This is a genomic window from Litchfieldia salsa (genome assembly GCF_900104555.1).
Classification (GTDB): domain Bacteria; phylum Bacillota; class Bacilli; order Bacillales; family Bacillaceae_L; genus Litchfieldia; species Litchfieldia salsa.
In genome coordinates this window covers 180596-201835 of record NZ_FNJU01000003.1, presented here as the reverse complement: position 1 = coordinate 201835, position 21240 = coordinate 180596, and the positions used below count along the sequence as shown (strand labels likewise).

The following is a 21240-nucleotide window of genomic DNA, read 5'->3' as shown; positions in this document are numbered from 1 at the left end:
AAATAACTAATTTGATACCACTTGTAAAGTTGAATCATTTAATTTCTTTAGTAACTCTGTTAGGTTATTCTCTGTAAAATGCTCATTGAATGAAACCATCGTTCGAAGTGGAAGATATTTCATCATAGCAACCATCATCTCAGATTGATTCCCTTCGTCCTCCATTGCCTCCATCATTGGACTATTTTTTTTGATTTCTGCTAGCTCAGCCTGTAATACTGGCCCCGCTTGTGGGTGAGCCATAATGTCCCCCATAATTGTAGTTCTTGAAAAATGAACTGGTAAAGCTACAGAGGACTCTACCTTTAGTGTTTCTGTTAGCATAATGTCGGAAGAAGATTTTCCAACTAGAATCTCAAATTCTCCTGTTTCCACAACCCAATCTTTTAATTGGACGTGATAGTAAGCGAAGGAACGATGATCAAGGCTAAAAGTAACCGTAGTTTCTTCTCCTGGTTCCAGAGCAACCTTTTCAAAACCTTTTAATTCTTTTATGGGACGGATTACGCTAGAATCCACATCCCGTACATAAAGCTGAATCACTTCCTTACCAGAAACGTTTCCTGTATTTTTAACCGTTACATGGATATCGACTTCTTCTTTATCCGTTATTTCCTTTTTATCTACTGAAATTTGTGTATAGTCAAAAGTCGTGTAACTTAAGCCGTAACCGAATGGAAATAACGGTTCAATTTCCTTTGTATCATAGTAGCGATAACCAACGAAAATACCCTCTTTGTATTCCACTCTATCTCCTTCTCCTGGAAAATTAAGATGGGACGGATTATGACTCAGTTTTTTAGGAAATGTTTCTGCCAATTTACCTGATGGGTTCACTTTGCCAAATAACAAATCTGCAACTGCTCCACCAAATGCTTGACCTCCTAAATAAGCTTCTAGTAAACCTTTTACATTTTCTAACCAAGGCATCTCGATTGGCGCACCATTACTTAGGACAACGACTACATTTGGTTGTACTTCAGCAATAGATTCGATGAGTTGTTGATGATTCTCAGGAATACGTAAATGTGTACGGTCGTATCCTTCTGATTCATATCGCTCTGGAAGACCGGCGAAAACTACAGCTACATCTGACTGAAGTGCTAGCTCCTTCGCTTCTAAAATGAGCTGTTCATCTACTTCATCTGAGTCTAGTCTATAGCCTTCTGCATAACTTACTTTCCCTTTCCTGGACATTTTTTCCATTTCCTCAAACACACTATCTAGTTTTGTAGGAACAACGTGGGAACTCCCTCCACCTTGGAATCTTGAATGCTTTGCAAAGGCACCTAGCACTGCAATCTTCCCTTCCTGTTTCAGTGGCAGAATTTGTTCATCATTCTTTAGAAGCACCATACTTTCACTAGCTACTTGTCTTGCAAGTGCATGATGTTCCTCTTGGTCATACACTGCGTTTTCTTTCTTCTCATCAACGGCTTTAAAAATAACGGTTAATAATCTTTCAACTGCGTCATTTAGTACATCTTCTGATAGATTGCCATTTTTCACTGCTTCTACAATTTTTTTATCCCCTTCTCCATTACTAGATGGCATTTCTAGCTCTAACCCTGCTTCTAGGGCATCTGCACGTTCATTTACAGCACCCCAGTCAGAAACCACAAACCCATCATGTCCCCACTGTTTTTTCAAAATGTCCGTTAATAATGTTTTGTTTTCTGAAGCGAAATCACCGTTTACTTTGTTATAAGAGCACATCACCGTCCAAGGTTGAGCCTTCTTCACTGCCCCTTCAAAGCTTGCAAGGTATATTTCATGAAGTGTTCGCTCGTCAACCACCGCATCTGTTGACATTCTACGGTGTTCTTGATTGTTTGCTGCAAAGTGTTTTAAAGAAGTCCCTACACCTTGACTCTGCACCCCGTTGATATGACTTGTTGCTAGTTCAGAGGATAAATAAGGGTCTTCGGAAAAATATTCGAAATTGCGTCCACATAATGGAGAGCGTTTAATATTAGCTCCTGGTCCAAGAAGGACAGCTACGTCTTCTGCTTGGCATTCTTCTCCTAATGCCACACCTACTTTATTAATAAGATCTCTGTCCCAAGACACTGCCAAACCGGCTGCAGAAGGAAAACACGTTGCAGGGACACTATTAAAAAGACCAAGATTATCTGCACCTTGCTTTTGCTTTCGCAAACCATGTGGTCCATCTGTTACCATGATAGATGGAATACCTAGTCGTTCCACTGGCTTTGTTTGCCAAAAGTCTAACCCAGAGCATAATCCAGCTTTTTCTTCTAAAGTTAATTCTTTTATAAGTTGTTGAATAGCCTCTTTACGTTTCATAATAACCTCCTATTAATTACTTTTTTTCTTTCTATAGTTGCATTTTAGTCGTTTTCATTGTAAATTTTTAGTAACTATATAATATTATTTGTAAAATAATCATCAGTTTTAAAGCGTTTTCAAAACGAGCAGTAAACTTATAATTTCTATCTATAGCGGGAGGGTTTATGTAATGGACATGGTAATGCTACGAGACAAAGAAGACATCGCATATTTTAGTAAACTTATTTATGAAACCATTCATATCCCAGTTTTTTATATAAATAGCCACTTGGAAGTGATTATAGGACACCCTGCTACTTATACTGCCAATCCAATTTACCCTCAAACCCATGAATTGTTCACACAGCTAGACTTTTTCAATGACCCTATTAATATTCCAGTTTTTAGAACAACAAACTTTCTAGAAAATTTTATTTCTATTAAAGTTGAGAGTAATGGTAACTTCCAAGGGGCCTGGGTTTTGGGACCATCCGTTTACATAGATGTAGCAGATGAGACCATTCAAGGCTTAATTAATGATTTTCAAGTTAAAGTATCACAGGAAGATATCAAAAGGTACTATCAATCTTTACCTACAGTTAATAAACTGACATTGCTTCATGCAGGACTTTTGGCTAACTATCTCCTGTTTTCAAAAAGAATATCAGTAACGGACGTCATTCAAAAGGAAAATACGCTCAAAATTGATTTTACAATGGAAGATAGCCCGGAATTACTTATATCTAAAAGCAGACAAGAAATTTCTTTTCACACTTCTTACAAATTGGAAAAAGATTTTTTTAAATATGTTAAAGAGGGACGAAAGGAAGAGTTATTAAGAAAGATGGGAGTACCTGATACACAAGGGAAGCTAGGAGTTCTTTCAAAAAAGAGCCATCTGAGAAGTGAAAAGAACTTGGTCATATCAGCGATCACTTTGGCTACCCGTTATGCCATTGATGGAGGACTACACCCTGAAATGGCTTTTACCATGAGTGATCTTTACATACAAGGACTAGAGGAAATAAACGATGCGCTAGAGGTTCAAACCTATTTGAGAAAAGCTCTATGTGATTTTGCTGAACGGGTATTACAAGAAAGGAATCATCAGTATACTAACACAATTATAGATTGTCAGTCTTATATCTTTAAAAACCTTTATGAAGAAATTACCTTAGGACAACTAGCATATCTCGTCAATATGCACCCCAACTATTTATCTACTTTGTTTAAAAAGGAAGTAGGTATATCTATAACTGAGTACATTCTTAAACAAAAAGTGGAAGAAGCAAAGAAACTCCTTACCTACTCTAACTATCCATTATCAGAAATTTATAGTTGGCTAAACTTTCACGATCAAAGTCATTTCACTAAAGTGTTTAAGAGGTATACAGGAACAACCCCGAAGAAGTACAAAAAACATCAGTTAGGGAATTAAATTACATCATAGTAAAATTGATTTATCCACTTTTACCGTTTTTAAAATTGGAGGATTCTTAATTGCACTTGCCTACTGATTAGTTATTAATTAGGCAATTCACGCTAAGAAACCATATAGTCTAATAAAAAAATACAAGATAAACCTCTTTTTCTTATTGGAGGACTTAATTTGAACTAGGATATTCTCTATACCACTTTCTTAGTAGATTGATATGAGCCTGATGGTAGCGGTTATGGTCAGCCATATGCCATAGCCCCCATCGAATGGTTGCTTGTTTTTCATTTTCATGTCCAAAAGTAACAACTGTATCTAAATCATCATCTTTTAATTGTGTACAAGTATCTTTTAGCATTTTAAATATACTTTCATATTCAGAAATAAAACTGTTCAAAGACTTCCCCTTTACCATTGGAAGCTTATTATTTACATCTATCATGGGACCGTATTGCTCTCTTAAAGACATAGGAAGTTGTTGTCCTTTTATTCTATAAACCCAATTAAGGTCAACATACATGATATGTTTTATTAACTGAGCGGTACTATTACGGTTGTTATTTGGACCCTTGTAATCTAACTCTTCTTGAGCCATACCATTAGTAATAGATTTTAGTCGTTTACAATTTTCTTTCACAGCGGAATATAAGATTCCCACAAGTAATTGCATATTTTCTTCACCTTTTAAATCGTAGACCACTCCTGAACCACCTCCAAAAATATGTTTATTTTTATCCACTCAGTTCCATCCCGTTATTCTACTAAACTACTACTAATGGCAACTTAATGAACCAGCTAATAACCTATATTATTTCTGAGAATAGATAGCATTCTCTAATTCATTTTTCACCTTTGCCCAATCACTATCAATTATGCTGTAAAATACCGAATTTCGGTAAGTTCCATCTTTTCGGATCATATGATTTCTTAGAACACCTTCTTTTACACCACCGATCCGTTCAATTGCTTTTTGTGATCTAATGTTTTTCTCGTCTGTTTTAAACTGGACACGAATCATCTTTAAAGTTTCAAAACAATGCTTTAATAAAAGATATTTACATTCAATATTAGTTTGAGTTCCCCATACAGATGGAGTAAACCACGTCCATCCTATCTCTAGCGTTTTATTAGTGTTAGAGATTTCTAGAAATCGAGTACTTCCAACAATTTTGTTGCTTTCTCTATGTAAAACGATAAACGGAAGTTCTGTTCCAACCTCTTTTTTAGATAGTGCTTCTGCCACAAAAGATTCCATTTCATCATATGTTTCTATGATTTTAGGTAAGTGTGTCCAAATAGATTTACTATTCCCGATTTCATATAATTCCTTTATATGCTTCCTTTGCATTGGTACAATTTTCACAAAATCGCCTGTTAATTCATTAAGAGATATATCCATTAGATCAACCTCCTTGTTGAAAATTTAATTTTTCAATAAGTATACGAAATAAGTTTGTGCTTTTCTCTTTAGTTTATAAACGAATCATGAGGCAATATTGCGTGTACGCCTTTGGTACCATTAACAATTTGAGTAACCCTCATATTTACTATTAAACTAGATAGAGTATAAGCTTCTTTTCGGCTAAATCCGTATAGTTCTTGCATAAGGTCAAGCATTCCTTCAAGTGCAATTAAACAAGCTTCATCAAGGTCTTCATGAAAGCCAAAAGTAATCCAACCTGTAGGTGTATTTGCACGAGGCATTGATATGTTCAGATCATCTATAAGTGTAAACGTTAAATCTACAACATTCATTGGGCATTCAATAGCTTGAGTGCTAACTTCACCATCACCTTGTAATGCATGTCCATCTCCAACAGAAAACAATCCACCAGAGACAGGAATTGGGAGATATAAGATACTTCCTTCCACTAACTCTTTACAATCGATGTTTCCACCACAAAATCTTGGAGGGATAGTAGAATGAATACCTCGCTCATTTGGAGGCATCCCCATAGTTCCCATAAATGGAGATAAAGCAACTTTATGATTATATTGACTTACTCCTATCATATTTTTTGTATCTAACTCCCAATTTAAGTGGTATGTATCCTTTTCTTCTAACCCTAGTCGTTTTTTAAGTGTATTTGTCCCACCTGCAAAACTCCAACCCCAACTAGCTGGACGAATTTCATTCATTTTTATCATAAGAACCATTCCAGGCTTAGCACCGTTAATCTCTATTGGTCCACAAAGGGCGTGACCACTATTTTCTTTTAATCCTTTAGTTTCAAAAATACTTCGATTCCCTGACGAATTAAAAGGTTCTAATCCCTATAATGCGTCAAGAGTAGAGTAACGAACAGAATCTCCAGATTTTATTGATAATATTGGTTTGTAGCTCTTGGAAAAAGAGCCATGAAGTGTCTTTTTTTCTGGTTTTATATAGTGTGTAGTCATAGAAACTCCTTTTTAAATGGTTTGATCTAAATCCTTTCAGGCAATTTATGTTTATACATTTCTAATACATCACTATGCTCTTTTAACACCTTTATTGTTTTGGGGTTTGGGTTAACATAAATAACAGGATAGTCCTTTTCATCCAATGTTTCGTTAACTGTAAAAGCTAATTTTTCTTTATCTAACGAAAATTGAGCTTCAACACCAGCTTTATTACCACGTGCATCTAGTCGTATCCATTTATTAAGCGATTTTAAATAAACAGCATTTAAAGCGTGAAGTGAGTATCCTTTTTCTGGTGTATCAAACAACATCAATCGCTGATAACAGAAGCCTGTTGGAATTTGTTGAGAGCGTAATAGGGCTGCTAATAGATTTGATTTTGCATAGCATATACCTTCTTTATAACTTAAAACATCTGAAGCATTGCAAGTCACAAGTTCCCTTGAATATCCCAAGAATGAGATATTTTATCACGTACAAATTCGAAGGCTACTTTGGCTTTTTCAACTTCTGTTTGTGTGGAGTTGAAAAGCTCTTTACTCTTTTCGTTTATTATTGGATTCGAATAATTAACTTCTTCTAGTTCAAGTAAATAATCTTCTAATTTATCTGACTCACATATTAATTTCATAAAATACTACCCCCTAATGATGAAAATTAAAATCGACTTTATCATTATTTTACATAACTTCAATAAAGCAATAGCGATCCTGTTTTTCTTCAGGAATCGCCATCAATAGTTCAATATGAAAGAGACTGCACTTCCCTCCTGATTTTCCAATATTTAAACATTCCAACACCCATTATAGTGTCCTCTACTCTAGATTTAAGTTAATAACCATCAATTTTGTCCTTTTGACTTTTTATTAATTTGGGTTATCAATGATAATTTTTTCACTAGAGTTAGTCTAGACCCTATCCCTATATAAACTAATAAACCAGCAAAAATGGAGACTATTGAAGTTAATAAGGCTCGAGAATATAAGCCTAGTGATACTGGTAACCAAAGCTCAGTTAAAAATTTAACACACCAAACAGTCATTGACATTGCCACGACTAATAAGAATACTTCCTTTAATGTATGAATTAAGGGCAAAAACTTGTATTGAATGGTATTCCTAATGATGTATATGTTATATATAATTGAAACGATAAAACCAGAGTAGGTAGCTAATATTGGACCTAATTCCTTTAAACTTGGAATTAGTATAGGGTTTAAAACTAGCTTCAAAATGACCCCGGCTATGATTCCTATCATTAATTTCTTTTGTTCGTTAATTCCTTGCATAATAGCAGCTGTTACTGTAAACAAAGCAAATAAAATTGCAGCTAAAGAGTACCATTGCAAAATACCTCCACCTAACTCAGGACTGTTTTTCAACCCAAACACCATCATATAAATGGGGTCTCCAAGAATACATAAGCCCATTGCAGCCGGAAGAGTAAAAAGCACAAGAATTTGCATGGTTTGAGTTATCTTACTTTTTACATCTAGCATTCTATTATTAGTAAAAGCGGAAGTTAAACCTGGTATTAAAGACATACCAAATGCCGTAGCCAATGACACTGGTACCATTACGAGAATTTGTGCTAATCCAATTACCGAATTAATGGTCTCTGCTTCTACCTTCTTGTAGCCAATAGACTGAAATAACCTATTAATCGTATAGGTATCAATGTTCTGGTGTATAGGGATTGCAAGCCCTGTAATAACAAAAGGAATTGCATATCCAATTAGTTCCTTAAACATTGATAAAACTCTTAAGTTTTCGTTATGTGGACTACTATCTCTCTGTTCCTTTATTAATACTCTACGCTTAAAGAAAACGAATAATAAAACAATAAATCCAGCTATTCCACCTATAAAGGCACCAAAGGTTGCAACCCCTACTGCATTCGTAAGAGAACTGTTAAATAAATGAATGGCAACATATGCACCAACCAAGATAAAGACAATTCTAACTACCTGCTCAATCACTGTACTTAAAGCCGAAGGTCCCATAGATTGGCTTCCTTGGAAATATCCCCTGAATATACTCATAACTGGAACAACTAACAAAAGCAAAGCTAACAAGACGAATGACAAACTCAACATCCTCTATAGAATTACCTGTTTGATCATCAGAATCTATCACTAGTTCTGCTAAGAATGGTGCTGATAAATACATAGCAACAAATGAAACGATTCCACTTAATAGCATCAAATACATTCCGTATCTTAATAGAGTCAAACCCACTCTATAGTTACCAAGTTCATTATATTTCGAAACAAACTTGGAAACGGCAAGTGGAAGACCTATCGTTGAGATACTTTATAGAATCGTATATGGACCATATGCGTATTTATACAAAACATATCCCTGTGTTCCGACAAGCGCCGTGAATGGAATAATATAAATGAAGCTCAAAACCTTAGATAGTAGACTCGCTGACGTTAAAAAGAATGTCCCTCTCAATAATTTACTTTCCACTAAAACACCTCATAAATCAAAAAAAGCTAAGTTAGCTACTCTATTTATTAAATTTCATTGATTATCAATCAATATTAACATATTTATCCATTAAGTATAAGAATACCTTTTAATTTTTTAACCAGTATTCCGCACAATCCTTACTTCGTTCCATGAATCCATACTCAATAAGATATCTTCTAATTGTTGCAAAATCACTGTATATAGTCTTTAATATTTCGTTTACCTCTTTTTCAGAGTATTTTTTACTATGATCAAAACGTTTTACAATATTTTGTAATACAATCAGCTTTCTTTTTTCCTTACTAGGAAAAGTATCTAATTTTCCATCTTCACCTTGCTTAAAATACGTTAATAAAACCTTTCGCTTCTCTTCTTCTGTCGTTGCATAACGTTCGTCCACCATCTTCGCCCCCTTATGAAATTTAACAAAATGATCTTCAGTTTGTTTATCTCCCTTTTTATTCAAAAGGTTCATCACAGCAAGAAAAACTTTAGCTTGTTTCTCTTTTTCTTTAAGCTTAAATCGATGATTTCTAACAGTAGATGGGCTACCCCCATTTAACTCCTTAACAATTTCTTTGTCACTTAATCCATTATTAAAGAAATGAAGTAATTCCTTTTGGTGATCTGATAATCCAGTGTATCTTTTATCCATATTAAGTAAAAAGTCAAAAACTGATTCATGTGCTTCTTTTATATGTATTGCAACTGCTTTTTTTGCTTCGTACAAGGTTCCATCCATCGGATAGATAATTCCATCTACAAACGACTCGCTACATAGTAGACATACATATTCATCATCTGATTGAATGTACCCATTTGAGAGTTCTTCAACTGTTGCATTCCAAAAACGTTCGTCATTAGACAATTATAAACACTTCCTTGTTTTGTTTATATTTATGTAAACATTATAGTTTTTCGTTTACTAAAAATCAATAAAAAGAAGTGTTTATTAGCTAAAAAATTGCTTATTTCTATTGGACAATCACACCATTAAACCAATTAAAAAGATACTAAGACAACTATCGCCTATACACGTTCGCCCTTTGTTGCATAGGCTACTATAGAATAGAAAAAGGGAGGTGTGTACCTTTGCCTAAGTATAGAAAAAAGCCCATTGTTGTTGAAGCTATTAAACTTAAAAGATCGATTACAATTGAGACGTCTAATGGGACAATGAAAGGACTACCAGGAGATTATCTAATCACTGATAAGAACGGGGAACAATACGTTTGTGAGAGAGATCAATTTGAGAGCGAATATGAGCTTGTTAAAGGACAAATTCATTTAAAAGAATTTGTTAAAAATTCCTTTAGCTTTATTAAAATGAAGCTTTATAAAACATAAATAGAAAAAAGCAATATGAATCTTTTCTTCATATTGCTTTCCTTATTTGTCTAATAATAGAGTTTAAGAATTAATTATATGTCATCGTTTCTTGATCACTTTAAATACTTAGTATAATACAAAGTATCCACAAGAAATATACTCCCTATAGTCTTGGACTAATTAATCAAATCCCAACCAGAAAAACATCACCAAGATAATTTAAAATATAAGCAATGAAAATAATGATATCTCTGACTTTCATTACTTTAATCATAAAAATACGATTCTTTTTTTTAAGAACTAAAGTTTTTTCTGCATGGAAACAACTTTAATGTGTAAACCGTTGGGTTTGTGTACAACCTCTTCATCATAAACATAATATCCTATTGAACTATATAGTTTGATATTCTTTGCAACCGTCATACGGACTTTACATATCATTTTAGTTACATTAGCTTTTTTTGCATAATTCTCTAAGAAATTTAATATCTTTTTTGCAATACCTTGTCCTTGTTTTTCAGGAATAACTGACAACCGATAAAAAATAATCCCTCATCTAGTATTCGGTATCTGACTATGCCTATTGGATTATTTCCTTCAAAGGCAATTAATGCTTTTTCCCCATTTTGTAAATCATCTGAAACAGACTGAACAGTTTCTTCTAAAGCACTTGATGGTGGTATCTCATTTTTATATTCCGTAAATGCCTTAATCATTAACGCATGAATTACTGGTGCATCAGAAGTAGTAGCAGATCGAATTGTCATTAATCTTTACCAACAAATGAAAGGTTATATTCAGTCAGTTTCTCTTGAAACTTATAATACTTCGAATTAAAGACAGCATCTCTGGTAAACGTAACATCGTTTCCGTCTTTAAATGTAATGACTATGTTATAACCCTTACCTTCCGTTTTAGGAACTGACTGAATTTCTTTTATTTCACTCCAAGCATATGACTGTTTTTCCAATGATGATAAATCACTCCAAGTAATCCCTTCCTCAGACATTAACTGAAAATGATTAAATGCAAATACAAACATAACAATAGCCCCAACTGTTAACAGGATACTTGGAATAATCCCTTTTTTCCAAAAAAAGAATACGAGTAAAAATGCAACAGTAAGACACGCGAGCGCAGCAAGATATAATTTAATTACTGCAGATGGTGTTTGGATGAAAAAAGTATTTGTCGTATGAAGCATCATATTTTGGACTGTCATTGGTAGAAAAAAGAAGCTTATAATACCCCCAATAGCAATTATAATGGCTCCCGTCAAAAATATAGTTCTCTTCTCGTAACTAATCATCATATTACCCCCAGTTTATTCTAATTCTATTAACTAGGTGTAAAAAAGCTCAATATAACATTCTAGTAAGCATTGCGAATTGATCGCCTTTATGAATATCGTTCCTATTAGTTCATTAAGATAGTATTACGACTTAAATTTACAATACCAAAAAACAGCAATTTCATTTACAGTTGAAAAATTAGAATAAAGCATAGTAACGACTCCACCTATTACAAAGTGATTTTTTGCATAAAAACGACAAGCTGACACATTGATATCTTGTGTTTCAAGCATAAGACCACTAGAGTTATTCTCCTTAGCCCAATCAATAGCTTTATTCAATAATGCAGTTCCAACACCATTTTTTCTATGATCTATTGCAACAGCGATGTCGTCTATTCGTGCATATCCATTCCAATTACTCCGAATCTTAATCCGACCAATGCAGTTGTTTTCAACATAATACAAAAAAACCACTTTTCCGCCTTCTTCAATATAACTGACATCAATTTCATCATCATCGTATTTCTTGAAATAAGGTTTAGAAAATTGCTCCTCTGTATACTTCCATGCATTGTTTTCTAATGTAGGAATAATTCTTCCTGAAACAACGAAAGATTCGTTTGGTTTATTGTAATCCTTCATATTAAATCGTGTCATTTTAACAATTATATCAATCACCTTCTAATTTAACTTGGATTAAAAATAACCCACTTAGATTGTATTTTATTTTTTAAATATGATAACTAATGGATAACTTGTTCTTGTAGAATGATAAGATTAAGTCTCTATCCAAACCCAGACATCCAAAAAACTTACTGGTCTAAATTATCCTCAAACTCACTATAACTTGAAATGTAAAATGGATTTCCTTCATTCTTTAATACTATAAATCCACTAGAATTATTAATTTTATATTTTTCTAAAATTGAATTAGACTTCTCATCCACTTTATAAAACATAGTAACACCTACTACTCTCTCATCTTCAACAAACAACTCTAAATTGCTATTAATTAATTCCATTTCACTTTGATCACTTTGAAATCCAATTATGTAAAATTTATTACTTTCAGTAGGCCGTAAATCTTTGAATTCAGCGGGTATTTCCGTTCTTGAACATGATGCTAAAATTGCTATTAAAATTATAGCTATTAAAAAGTGTCTATATCTCATTAAAGCACCCCCTTTAGTACAGTAAGAGATTCCTCGTTCTTAAAGAATCCCAAGTTATTGGATAAATGTAAAAATTAGTTCCCCACTAAAACAAAAACATTACCATCCGGAGCTTTCATTACTGCAACATGTCCTCCTAAAGAATTAGGAAACGGAGAGCGAATCCACTCTACCTCAGGATTAGTTTTTAATCTTTCATAAAACTCCCTAACATTTTCAACAACAATTTCAATTTCAGCAAAATTTAAATTTGGATTGTTTTTTAATACTAACTCTGAATTGCCATCGGGAAATCTCATTCCAACAAGACTCCATTCTTTTCCCTCATCTTGATAGGTTTCCCATGCCTTTGTTAAACCAAGTGATTGATAGAATAACACTGACTTATCGATATCATCCGTATAAATTGCAAGACATTCGATTTTTTTCCACATTGTTTTTCCCCCGGATCAAATTATAACTTTTACTACATCACTGTACGATTGCAGACTTATTTCCGATTTTTTTCATTATGGTCACTTCTCTTTCTGGATCTCCTTATTTCGATGAGACAAGTCACCCTCAACTACAATGTGTTTGTCATTACCATTTATTTCGACGATTGTTAGACTTGTATCATGAATAAAAGGGGGTTCCCATAATTTCTCTAACGGATAATCTTTAAAGAATGCCATTAATGTCTTAATAACAACAGCATGAGTCACGATTAAGATATTTCCAGTACTATATTTCTCTTGGATAGAAATAATACTGTTCAATACTCTATGTCTAAGTTCATCAAAACTTTCTCCGTTTATTGAATGATATAGATGTGGAGTATTCCAGAAAGAATAAAATTCCTTTGAATAGTTCTCCTCAATATCAGACGAAGTTTGTCCTTCCCAATCTCCCATATTAATTTCTTTTAAGTTATGATCAATTATTATAGGAATCTCTCTTTCTCCTATTATTAAGTTAGCAGTTGATACAGTTCTTTGACTTGGGCTTGTATAGATTGCGTCAAATTCCACCTCTTGAACCCTATTTCCTAAGGCTATTGCGTTATTTATTCCATTCTCAGTTAATTCCGAATCGCTCCAACCTTGCAATCTTTTTTGCGTATTCCATACAGTCTCACCATGTCTCGTAATATATAAAGTTAGCAAAAAGACACCACCTTTTTCTAATCTAGTGTTTCGAATGTTTTGCTTATTCTAATGTTCTGCAAATATAAGATGAATGACTTCTCAGTAAACACTTCTCCAGCGTAGAGATTCACCCTTTTGATTAAAAAGTTTTTAATTTGAGGAGTTCCTCAGCTTCCTTAATACTATCAATTAACCAAATGGGACTCTTAGGATGCCTAGTTATTTCATCTGTAGTCATCCAATATACAGCATCTACTTCATCAGGACTTTTAACAAAAGGGGCACCATCTTCAAACTCACAAAGGAAAACAATATCAACAACTTCATTACCATTTTCTAATGAAAATGAGGTATTTCTTACATAATCAATTTTTTCTTTTATTTTCACTCCAACTTCCTCAAATAATTCTCTTCGTAATGTTCTTTCTAATATATTTTTTGAATTCCCTTCATTTTCAACTGTCCCTCCTACAAGGGAAAGCAACCCTCCAGCGTGCTCTTCTTTTAAACTCCGTCCAATAATCAACCATTTATCTTCTTTATAAACGGCTCCTTCAACATTAATACAAAACATGTAAAAGCCTCCTTACATTCCTTTAATCACCATCATTTTTAGTTTTAAGACCTAAGATAAGTTTACCATAATTTCTCAATTTCAATCTAAAACAAACTGACAAATTTTTAAAAGTACTATGTGGTAAGTCAGGAACATAAAGGGGTACTTCTCTCGTTAACCTTAATTCGGATAATGGTATAAAATTTTCCGTTCTAATGTTTTCAAAAAATGTCTAAAAAGAGTTGCTGCAGCAACTCTCAATTAAACTTAAGTTAACTTTACTTATAAAAGATTTTATGATTTCATGGAGAAACATGTTCATAATCCAAAATATCAACTTTGAATTCATGATTACATTTCAATTTGTTAATCTTATCGCTATCACAGGAAGGAGATATTCTTACTGTTACCAAATCTTCACTATAATCACCATTTTCTACAGGGACTTCAATTCTTACAACAACATCATAGGAATGATTATCATTGTAAGTGATACCAACAATCCTTTTCCATTGCCAGCTAACAAAAGTTTCTTTCCCGTACTCTTTGGTAACTCTTTGATCAATAGTTGGAAAAATAATTTCAAAAATAATATCCTCTGTCGTAACATACATTCCGTCCACATTTGAAATGGTTTCTGCTTTTACAATCTGCGTAGGAAAAGATAAAAAGAATAATAATCCTACTAATAGGATGTAACGAATTGTCATCAAGTTTCACCTCTAAGGTTTGTTATTCCATTTATTCTGCTCATAATATGTTTCTTTATTAAGCTTAAGTGCTCAGATAGCTAAATAATTTCATTTCAAATACCTTTAATGTCACGTTAACCCCCCGAAAACAAAAAAGATCGATTTCATTTAAGAAACGACCTTTCAATAATTAAGCTTAACAGTAAGGCTATGCTAAAAAATGCACCAATTAATCACAAGGAAAAACTGTTCTTTTTTATCATTGACTCTTATTAATGTTCCAAAATGAACAAAACAATATAATCTGGATAGCTAATTAATTGTTAATCACTATAAATCTCTTTAGAATACCGATTGATTTACTATCAAAAGCTACTTTTTCGTCTTCATAAGCATAGATTGTGTGATTTAGTGAGAATAGGAGAAAACCATCTTTAATTGATTGCTCCTTAAAATAGAGCGTTTTTCCTTGGTTATCAACACACTTTAAATAAGATTCTAGACATTCGATACTTTTTTCATTATAAAGCCATGCGTTATACTCAGTTTCTGTAGGGCGCAAAGCAATGAATAAAAAAAATAGTAAGACCAAGACTGGATAGAACTATTAAACTGTATGTTTGTATAGATTTTCTATTCAATTCATATCAGCTCTTTGTTTTCATTTTGTTATTTACTATCATTATTAAATAAATTAGTACCAGTTGCAAAAAAAAGTTGAAATTTCACTGCTAGTCACAAGATATAGTAGTTGGCATTTTTTGTCAACAAAAATTCTAATCAAATCTATTATCCGTAAGCTTTATAACACTAGTGATTGACTCAACCAACATATTTTTGAGATTCTTTAGTTCTCTCTAACAGAGAAATTATTGGGTTGGGTATAGTACCGGCCGTCGAAAAATGCTTTCCTAGTTTAATATTTAACGCTCGCTTAGAATGAAAGGCTCTCGCTTTTGATAATGAAGTAGCACTACGTTTAAACTCATAAAAAGATCGTTTATTAAATAGGAGTCTTTTAATAGATAAAAAACACGGTCCAAGGAATACTTTTGTTCGATAGAAGGATTTCTATTAGACAAAACACATGCTCCAAGTAATGCTTTTGTTCAATAGAAGGCCTCTATTAGACAAAACACATGCTCAGAGGAAGGCTTTTGTTCAATAGGAGGCCTCTAATAAAAACACAAGCACCAAACATTGATATTATTCCTTAGCGGGTATCTAAACGGTTTTTAACTATAACCGATTACTCTTTTGGAAAAAAGTAAAAAAGGGGCACAAGGTACTCTTCCCTCTTGCCCCAATTCCTTCTAACCATCTAAATCAACTCTATGTTTAATAATCTTAAAGCTATCCTCCGTTTCCTCTACTTCATATATCTTCGCTCGGGATTCTGGGGTACTAAATGGATGATGAAGAATAAGCATCCAAGCACCTTCAAATGTCCGAAACAGCATGCCATGTCCACTATCCCCATCAACTAATGGGTCCAGCTGTTCCCAAGGTCCCTCCAACTTTCCCGATTTAGATCGAGCCATCGTTTGGACATATCCTTCATTGTTATAGCTTGACCATAGCATAACAAGGTGACCGCCTTTTGTACGATATAATTGACATCCATCTGATACATAAACGGAATGCTTCACATCAGGCTTCCGTTCAGCATTGATCCATGGGGCATCTGAAGCTTTAAAAAGATGTAGGGGTTCTCCATTAGCATCAGACAAATCGTCCTTTAATGGAATCGCCTCAAATGTACCATCTATTACCTGTATCCACTCATGGCAATATACCATCCATGGCTTTCTATCCTCATCCACATACAGTGTTCCATCTAGAGTCATGAAGTCTCTAGGTGGCACAGGTCCATCCTTTTTTAACAACTCAAACGGGCCTTCGGGAGAATGAGAACATGCAATACTAGTACCACGGAGGTGATTGGTTTTCCAAACATCTGGTGGTTCAGCGAGGATTGCGTCTCTATTATGAAGAGTAACGAATAAGTAATAGTTCCCATTATACTGATGGACCTCTGGTGCCCATGTACCATGCGTTGGATTTGCCCACGTTCCATCAGGAATCTCAAAAACTACATAAGGACCTTCCCACTCAAGTAAATCCTTACTTTTATAAGTGAGTACTCCATTTCTCTCTAAATCTGTTAATTCTGGAATTCCAGTTGTATATAAATAATAAGTATTTGTTTCTTCATGTGTCAGGACAAAAGGGTCATGTGCAGGAATATCTTTAAGTCGGTGTCCCTTTCTAGGTTTAGAAGCATCAGAGGCACTATTATATGGCATTAAATCATCTCCTGTCTTTCTTGTGCCCCGGGTTCCTTCAATTAGCATGAACCCGGGGATTTATCATTCTGAACAAACTTACTTAACCTCTATTTCAACAAACGAACTTTCCAAGTGCCCAGAAGTTGTCTTTAATGTAATAGTACCCGGTTGATCAGTGGCTTTTACATAGATTAATAATTTGCCATGATAAGCTTTTCTACTCTTTGCTTTGTAATCCTGGTGACTTTCTGGGTTACTGCATTCCAGCCCAATAATCTCCCCAGGTCCGTCGATTGTACAATATATTTCATTATCAGCTTCATAGACTAAGTTATTGTCTTGGTCAAGAATATTTACTTCTACATGTGCAACATCCTGTCTGTCAGCTTTAAGAGATTTCGTATCCACAAGTAAGTGTAATTTTGTTGGCTCACCGGCTGTCTTTAATTCATGTGTACAAGTAATGTTTCCGTTTCTTTTTCCGACTGCTTTTAATGTACCGTTAGAGTATGGAATATCCCAATAAATTGTTCCACCTGGGTAGTCTTCTTGTTTTTTAACTCCAACCGATTCTCCATTTAATAGTAAGTCTACTTCAGGGCAATTTGTACAACACGCTACCCTTTCTGTTTCGCCTTCATTTCCATTCCACCTGCAGAAAACCTCATGATCCCAGTTAACTTCGTCGTGATTATCTTCCTTTATCGATGTCAAGCCTATGTGAACCATATCAGTGTCAGACCATTGACTTTGTTTGAAGTAATACAAAGGCTTCTTAAACCCTGCAAGATCTAGCATTCCAGGGGTTGCATGACGAAGTGGCCAACCACGCGCTTCCCCTAAATAGTCAATCCCAGTCCAGATAAATTGTCCTGATATAAAATCATTATTTTCTACTGCCAACCAAACATTATGATTCCTTCCATTTTCACTTCCGTAAATCACTCGATTTGGATATTTTTCATGGTCTTCATGATAAAGAAATTCTTGATAGTTATACCCAACAACGTCCAATGCATCTGGAAATTCTGTTTCGTTTGACATGATAACACTTGCTAGAGCAGCGGTAACAGGCCTTGTTGGATCATATTGTTTTACAACCTTTACTAGCCTCTTTGCAATCTCACCCATTCCCTTTGCTTCTGGTTTATCTGCTTTGTAGCGTTCTCCGAGTATAGGGTGTGAATAAGGATCATTTGGATAATCAATTTCATTCCCAATGCTCCAAAAGACAATAGAAGGATGGTTTCGATCTCTTAAGATCATATCTCTCAAATCAATTTCAGCCCACTCAGTAAAGTCTGAAGCATAGCCATCTAAAGAGGGTTCTCCTTTATTCCAGCCTTCTACCCACTTGTTCTTAGGATACTCCCATTCATCAAAAGCCTCATCTTGGACTAAAAAGCCATAAGAATCACACATATCTAACAACTCTGGTGAAGGTGGATTGTGACTCATTCTAATCGCATTAACACCAGCTTGTTTTAAGAGCTGTAATCGTCTATGCCAGACTTTATCAGGTACTGCTGCCCCAAGACAACCTGCATCATGATGGATACATACACCTTTCATCTTGAGATTTTCTCCATTAAGATAAAATCCTGAGTTCACATCGAAATGGAACGATCTAATACCAAGTGTTGTAATCTCTGTATCAATCACTTCACCTTCCTTTATTACCCTTGTTTCAACTTTATATAAATAGGGAGTCTCCGTTGACCAAAGAATTGGCTGATTTAGAATGATAGAATTCGAGAATTCCTTTTCATCTTTACCTTGGATAACTTGCTCAGATAAAGTAGAAATTATCTCTTTACCGGTAGCATCCCTAACTTGATGTTCGATTTGGATTTCAGCTTTATGATTATGATCATTTCTTATAATAGTTTGGATATGGATTTCTGCTTCTGATGATGAAATGGTTGGAGTTGTAACAAAGATGCCATATGGCTTGATATGTACTTTATCAGTTATATTGATAAATACATTTCGATAAATACCAGATCCCGGATACCAGCGGGAATCAGCAAAATCAGAGTGATCTACTTTTACAGCAATTACATTTTCTCTACTGTCGAAATTCAAATATGGGGTTATATCATAATTAAAAGAACTATAGCCATAAGGCCTTTTCCCAAGGAATTGTTCATTGATCCATACTTCACTGTTTTTATAAACTCCATCAAATTGAATGGATACTTTTTTTCCTTTTACATGGTCTGGTATCAAAAAGCTCTTACGATACCAACCAACTCCCCCAGGTAAATATCCGGTTGAACTTGCATATTCCTCCTTAAAGGGGCCCTCAATACTCCAATCATGAGGCAAATCTAGTATTCTCCAGTCTGAATCATCAGTATCAATTTTAAATGCATCAGAACGATCTTCTTTTAAGAACTTCCAATCAAAGTTAAACTTTCTACTCTTTACAGACAAATCCCATCCTTGATTTAGTACATTTACCATATTCAACACCCCTTATCATAATCATAAAACTTTACACTAGACTTATTTATAGATAGAGGGCTATCAATCATGCATGATAGCCCCACTATACCTAAATTACTCTTAGTTTCCTTCTACAAGCTTTTTATAATCATCGATCTGTTTTTGAAGTTCCTTTAGTACCTTCTCATAACCTGCTGCCTCTAGTCTCTTACGGAAATCCTTAACCGCTTTTTCCGGATCACCCGCTTTACCAAAGGCAATCGCAGGTACCATTTGTGATGTCACTTGTGATAAGGCTGCAATTTCAGCATCTACTGGTGTACTATCAAATACAAATCTTCCATATGGGAATGGTTTTTTAATTTTATCGTACTCTGCATAAATTTCAGTCATTCCTTCCCACTTATCAGCGCTTGGAATCTCAAATTTATCTACACGTCCTCCCCAGAAGTTAGAAGAGAATGCATCTTTTGTTTCATCATATCCTTCCGGACGAACACGTTTACCATCAACAATCTCGTATTGTACACCTTCAATACCATAGTTAAATAATTTATAGATTTCCTCATCATTACGTATTAAATCATAGACCATAAGGGCACGCTCTGGATTTTTACTATGAGCACCTACAGCTGTTGCACCATGCGTAATTGACATAGAAATTAAGTTATCACGAGTATCAGCCCATGCAAAAATATCAATCTCTGAACCTGGTTGTTTCAAATCCATTTGTGGACGTAGCCCTGAAAATGTTTCTGAGTGATGCTGATCTGCACCAGTTTTACCAGCTTGGAATAAGGCACGAGTGTCTCCTTTATAATTCAATACATCAGTACGCCAATACCCTTTATCTGCCCAGTCCTTCATAAGCTTCGCATAATCTATAAAAAGATCATCGAACACAGGACTAGTAATTGTATACGGATCCTCAAAAGATTTAGCCCAGTAAATAGGGAATACTCCTGTAGCAATTGGAAGTTCAATTTGATCTGAATAAGAAGTTGTATACCCCCATGCTGATGTAACGTTTGTTCCAGGTGTATCCCAAGGAATAACACCAGGTTTATTATCAACAATACCTTGGAAGTACTCTCCTAATGTCTCAAAATCTTCAATCGGCTCATTAATTCCAAATTCCTTTGCCCAGTCTGTCCGATAGAAGAAACCGTGATTAACCCACTGAGTAAAAGAGTCCTCAGGAATCATAACAATCTTGTCATTGTACTTAGTTTGTTCCCAGCTTTCATCAGATACCTCAGCCCATGTTTGTGGTGCATAGGTTGGTAAAAGTTCAGTAATATCCTTGAAAGCTCCCTTTTGTGCATTCCCCCATGCGTCTAACCAGTCAGTAGCAGTAATAATTAGATCTACTGGCTCACCAGAAGCTAAAGTTAAATTATATTTTGTCATATAGTCAGCCCATTCAATCCATTTCAACTCAAGGTGCGCATTCACTTTGTCTTTTAATTTGGCATTTACTTGTTCCATTACTTTTTCTAATTGTCCATTAGTTGGTTTATCCCCAAGCATCATATAGGTTACTGTCACAAATTCTGAAGTATCAATCTCTCCATTTTCGTCTACCTTTGTTTTCGGCTCTTCTTTACTTGTCTTGCTTGATCCATTGCACGCAACAAGGCTAAAAGCCAACAACATGACCATAAACAGGATTAAGACTTTTTTGATCTTCAACATATTTTCCTCCCCTTTGTTTTTAATCTTACTTTCTATGA

19 protein-coding genes and 2 pseudogenes are annotated in these 21240 nt (G+C 34.5%); 2 read left to right on the top strand and 19 right to left on the bottom strand.

What is annotated here, in order from left to right:
- Positions 1–6: 6 nt before the first annotated feature.
- Positions 7–2307, bottom strand: a complete 2301-nt coding sequence (locus BLQ56_RS07935; RefSeq protein WP_090851998.1) for a beta-glucosidase — start codon at positions 2305–2307, stop codon at positions 7–9.
- A 172-nt stretch (positions 2308–2479) separates the two neighbouring features.
- Between BLQ56_RS07935 and BLQ56_RS07930 the strand changes: the two genes are divergently transcribed.
- Complete coding sequence (locus tag BLQ56_RS07930; protein ID WP_090851995.1) at positions 2480–3727, top strand: helix-turn-helix domain-containing protein; 1248 nt, start codon at positions 2480–2482, stop codon at positions 3725–3727.
- Positions 3728–3893: 166 nt separating this feature from the next.
- Here BLQ56_RS07930 and BLQ56_RS07925 read toward each other — a convergent pair whose 3' ends face one another.
- The 6 genes and pseudogenes from BLQ56_RS07925 to BLQ56_RS07900 all read right to left on the bottom strand — a co-directional run bounded on the left by BLQ56_RS07925 (position 3894) and on the right by BLQ56_RS07900 (position 9469).
- Positions 3894–4424, bottom strand: coding sequence for a DinB family protein (locus tag BLQ56_RS07925; protein WP_090852926.1), 531 nt, complete (start codon positions 4422–4424; stop codon positions 3894–3896).
- Between the two features lie 108 nt (positions 4425–4532).
- On the bottom strand, positions 4533–5123 hold the full coding sequence (locus BLQ56_RS07920) for a GNAT family N-acetyltransferase (protein ID WP_090851992.1): 591 nt from the start codon (positions 5121–5123) through the stop codon (positions 4533–4535).
- Between the two features lie 68 nt (positions 5124–5191).
- A complete protein-coding gene (locus BLQ56_RS07915; protein WP_338011848.1) occupies positions 5192–5962 on the bottom strand; it encodes an acetamidase/formamidase family protein in 771 nt (256 codons plus the stop codon).
- A 188-nt stretch (positions 5963–6150) separates the two neighbouring features.
- Positions 6151–6758, bottom strand: a pseudogene (locus tag BLQ56_RS07910) (transglutaminase-like domain-containing protein).
- 210 nt (positions 6759–6968) lie between these two features.
- Positions 6969–8598 (bottom strand): annotated as a pseudogene (locus tag BLQ56_RS07905) (putative polysaccharide biosynthesis protein).
- 109 nt (positions 8599–8707) lie between these two features.
- Positions 8708–9469 carry a DUF2087 domain-containing protein gene (locus tag BLQ56_RS07900; RefSeq protein WP_090851990.1) on the bottom strand — a complete coding sequence of 254 codons (762 nt, stop codon included), beginning with the start codon at positions 9467–9469 and terminating at the stop codon, positions 8708–8710.
- A 224-nt stretch (positions 9470–9693) separates the two neighbouring features.
- Here BLQ56_RS07900 and BLQ56_RS07895 point away from each other — a divergent pair, with 224 nt between their 5' ends.
- Complete coding sequence (locus BLQ56_RS07895) at positions 9694–9948, top strand: hypothetical protein (protein ID WP_090851987.1); 255 nt, start codon at positions 9694–9696, stop codon at positions 9946–9948.
- Positions 9949–10230: 282 nt separating this feature from the next.
- Here BLQ56_RS07895 and BLQ56_RS24200 read toward each other — a convergent pair whose 3' ends face one another.
- The 12 genes from BLQ56_RS24200 to BLQ56_RS07840 form a co-directional block, all read right to left on the bottom strand.
- Positions 10231–10464 (bottom strand): GNAT family N-acetyltransferase, encoded by a 234-nt coding sequence (locus tag BLQ56_RS24200; protein ID WP_338011844.1) that lies wholly within the window; start codon positions 10462–10464, stop codon positions 10231–10233.
- Complete coding sequence (locus BLQ56_RS24195) at positions 10413–10697, bottom strand: hypothetical protein (RefSeq protein ID WP_338011843.1); 285 nt, start codon at positions 10695–10697, stop codon at positions 10413–10415. Before BLQ56_RS24195 ends, BLQ56_RS24200 begins: the two co-directional genes overlap by 52 nt.
- Positions 10697–11239 (bottom strand): hypothetical protein, encoded by a 543-nt coding sequence (locus tag BLQ56_RS07885; protein WP_090851985.1) that lies wholly within the window; start codon positions 11237–11239, stop codon positions 10697–10699. The genes BLQ56_RS24195 and BLQ56_RS07885 overlap by 1 nt, the downstream gene beginning before the upstream one ends.
- A 126-nt stretch (positions 11240–11365) precedes the next feature.
- On the bottom strand, positions 11366–11893 hold the full coding sequence (gene satA / locus BLQ56_RS07880) for a streptothricin N-acetyltransferase SatA (protein ID WP_090852923.1): 528 nt from the start codon (positions 11891–11893) through the stop codon (positions 11366–11368).
- Between the two features lie 143 nt (positions 11894–12036).
- Positions 12037–12396 carry a hypothetical protein gene (locus BLQ56_RS07875; protein WP_090851982.1) on the bottom strand — a complete coding sequence of 120 codons (360 nt, stop codon included), beginning with the start codon at positions 12394–12396 and terminating at the stop codon, positions 12037–12039.
- 74 nt (positions 12397–12470) lie between these two features.
- Positions 12471–12830, bottom strand: coding sequence for a VOC family protein (locus tag BLQ56_RS07870; protein WP_090851980.1), 360 nt, complete (start codon positions 12828–12830; stop codon positions 12471–12473).
- An 81-nt stretch (positions 12831–12911) separates the two neighbouring features.
- Positions 12912–13541, bottom strand: coding sequence for a histidine phosphatase family protein (locus tag BLQ56_RS07865; RefSeq protein WP_090851977.1), 630 nt, complete (start codon positions 13539–13541; stop codon positions 12912–12914).
- A 121-nt stretch (positions 13542–13662) separates the two neighbouring features.
- A complete protein-coding gene (locus tag BLQ56_RS07860; protein ID WP_090851974.1) occupies positions 13663–14097 on the bottom strand; it encodes an NUDIX hydrolase in 435 nt (144 codons plus the stop codon).
- Between the two features lie 284 nt (positions 14098–14381).
- Positions 14382–14789: a DUF3888 domain-containing protein gene (locus tag BLQ56_RS07855; RefSeq protein WP_090851971.1), complete on the bottom strand. Its 408-nt coding sequence runs from the start codon at positions 14787–14789 to the stop codon at positions 14382–14384.
- Positions 14790–16084: 1295 nt separating this feature from the next.
- Entirely contained in the window at positions 16085–17077 is a 993-nt protein-coding gene (locus BLQ56_RS07850) for a glycoside hydrolase family 43 protein (RefSeq protein WP_238457214.1), read from the bottom strand.
- A gap of 78 nt (positions 17078–17155) precedes the next feature.
- Entirely contained in the window at positions 17156–19525 is a 2370-nt protein-coding gene (locus BLQ56_RS07845) for a glycoside hydrolase family 2 TIM barrel-domain containing protein (protein WP_090851966.1), read from the bottom strand.
- A gap of 102 nt (positions 19526–19627) precedes the next feature.
- Positions 19628–21202: an ABC transporter substrate-binding protein gene (locus tag BLQ56_RS07840; RefSeq protein ID WP_175490226.1), complete on the bottom strand. Its 1575-nt coding sequence runs from the start codon at positions 21200–21202 to the stop codon at positions 19628–19630.
- Positions 21203–21240: the final 38 nt, after the last annotated feature.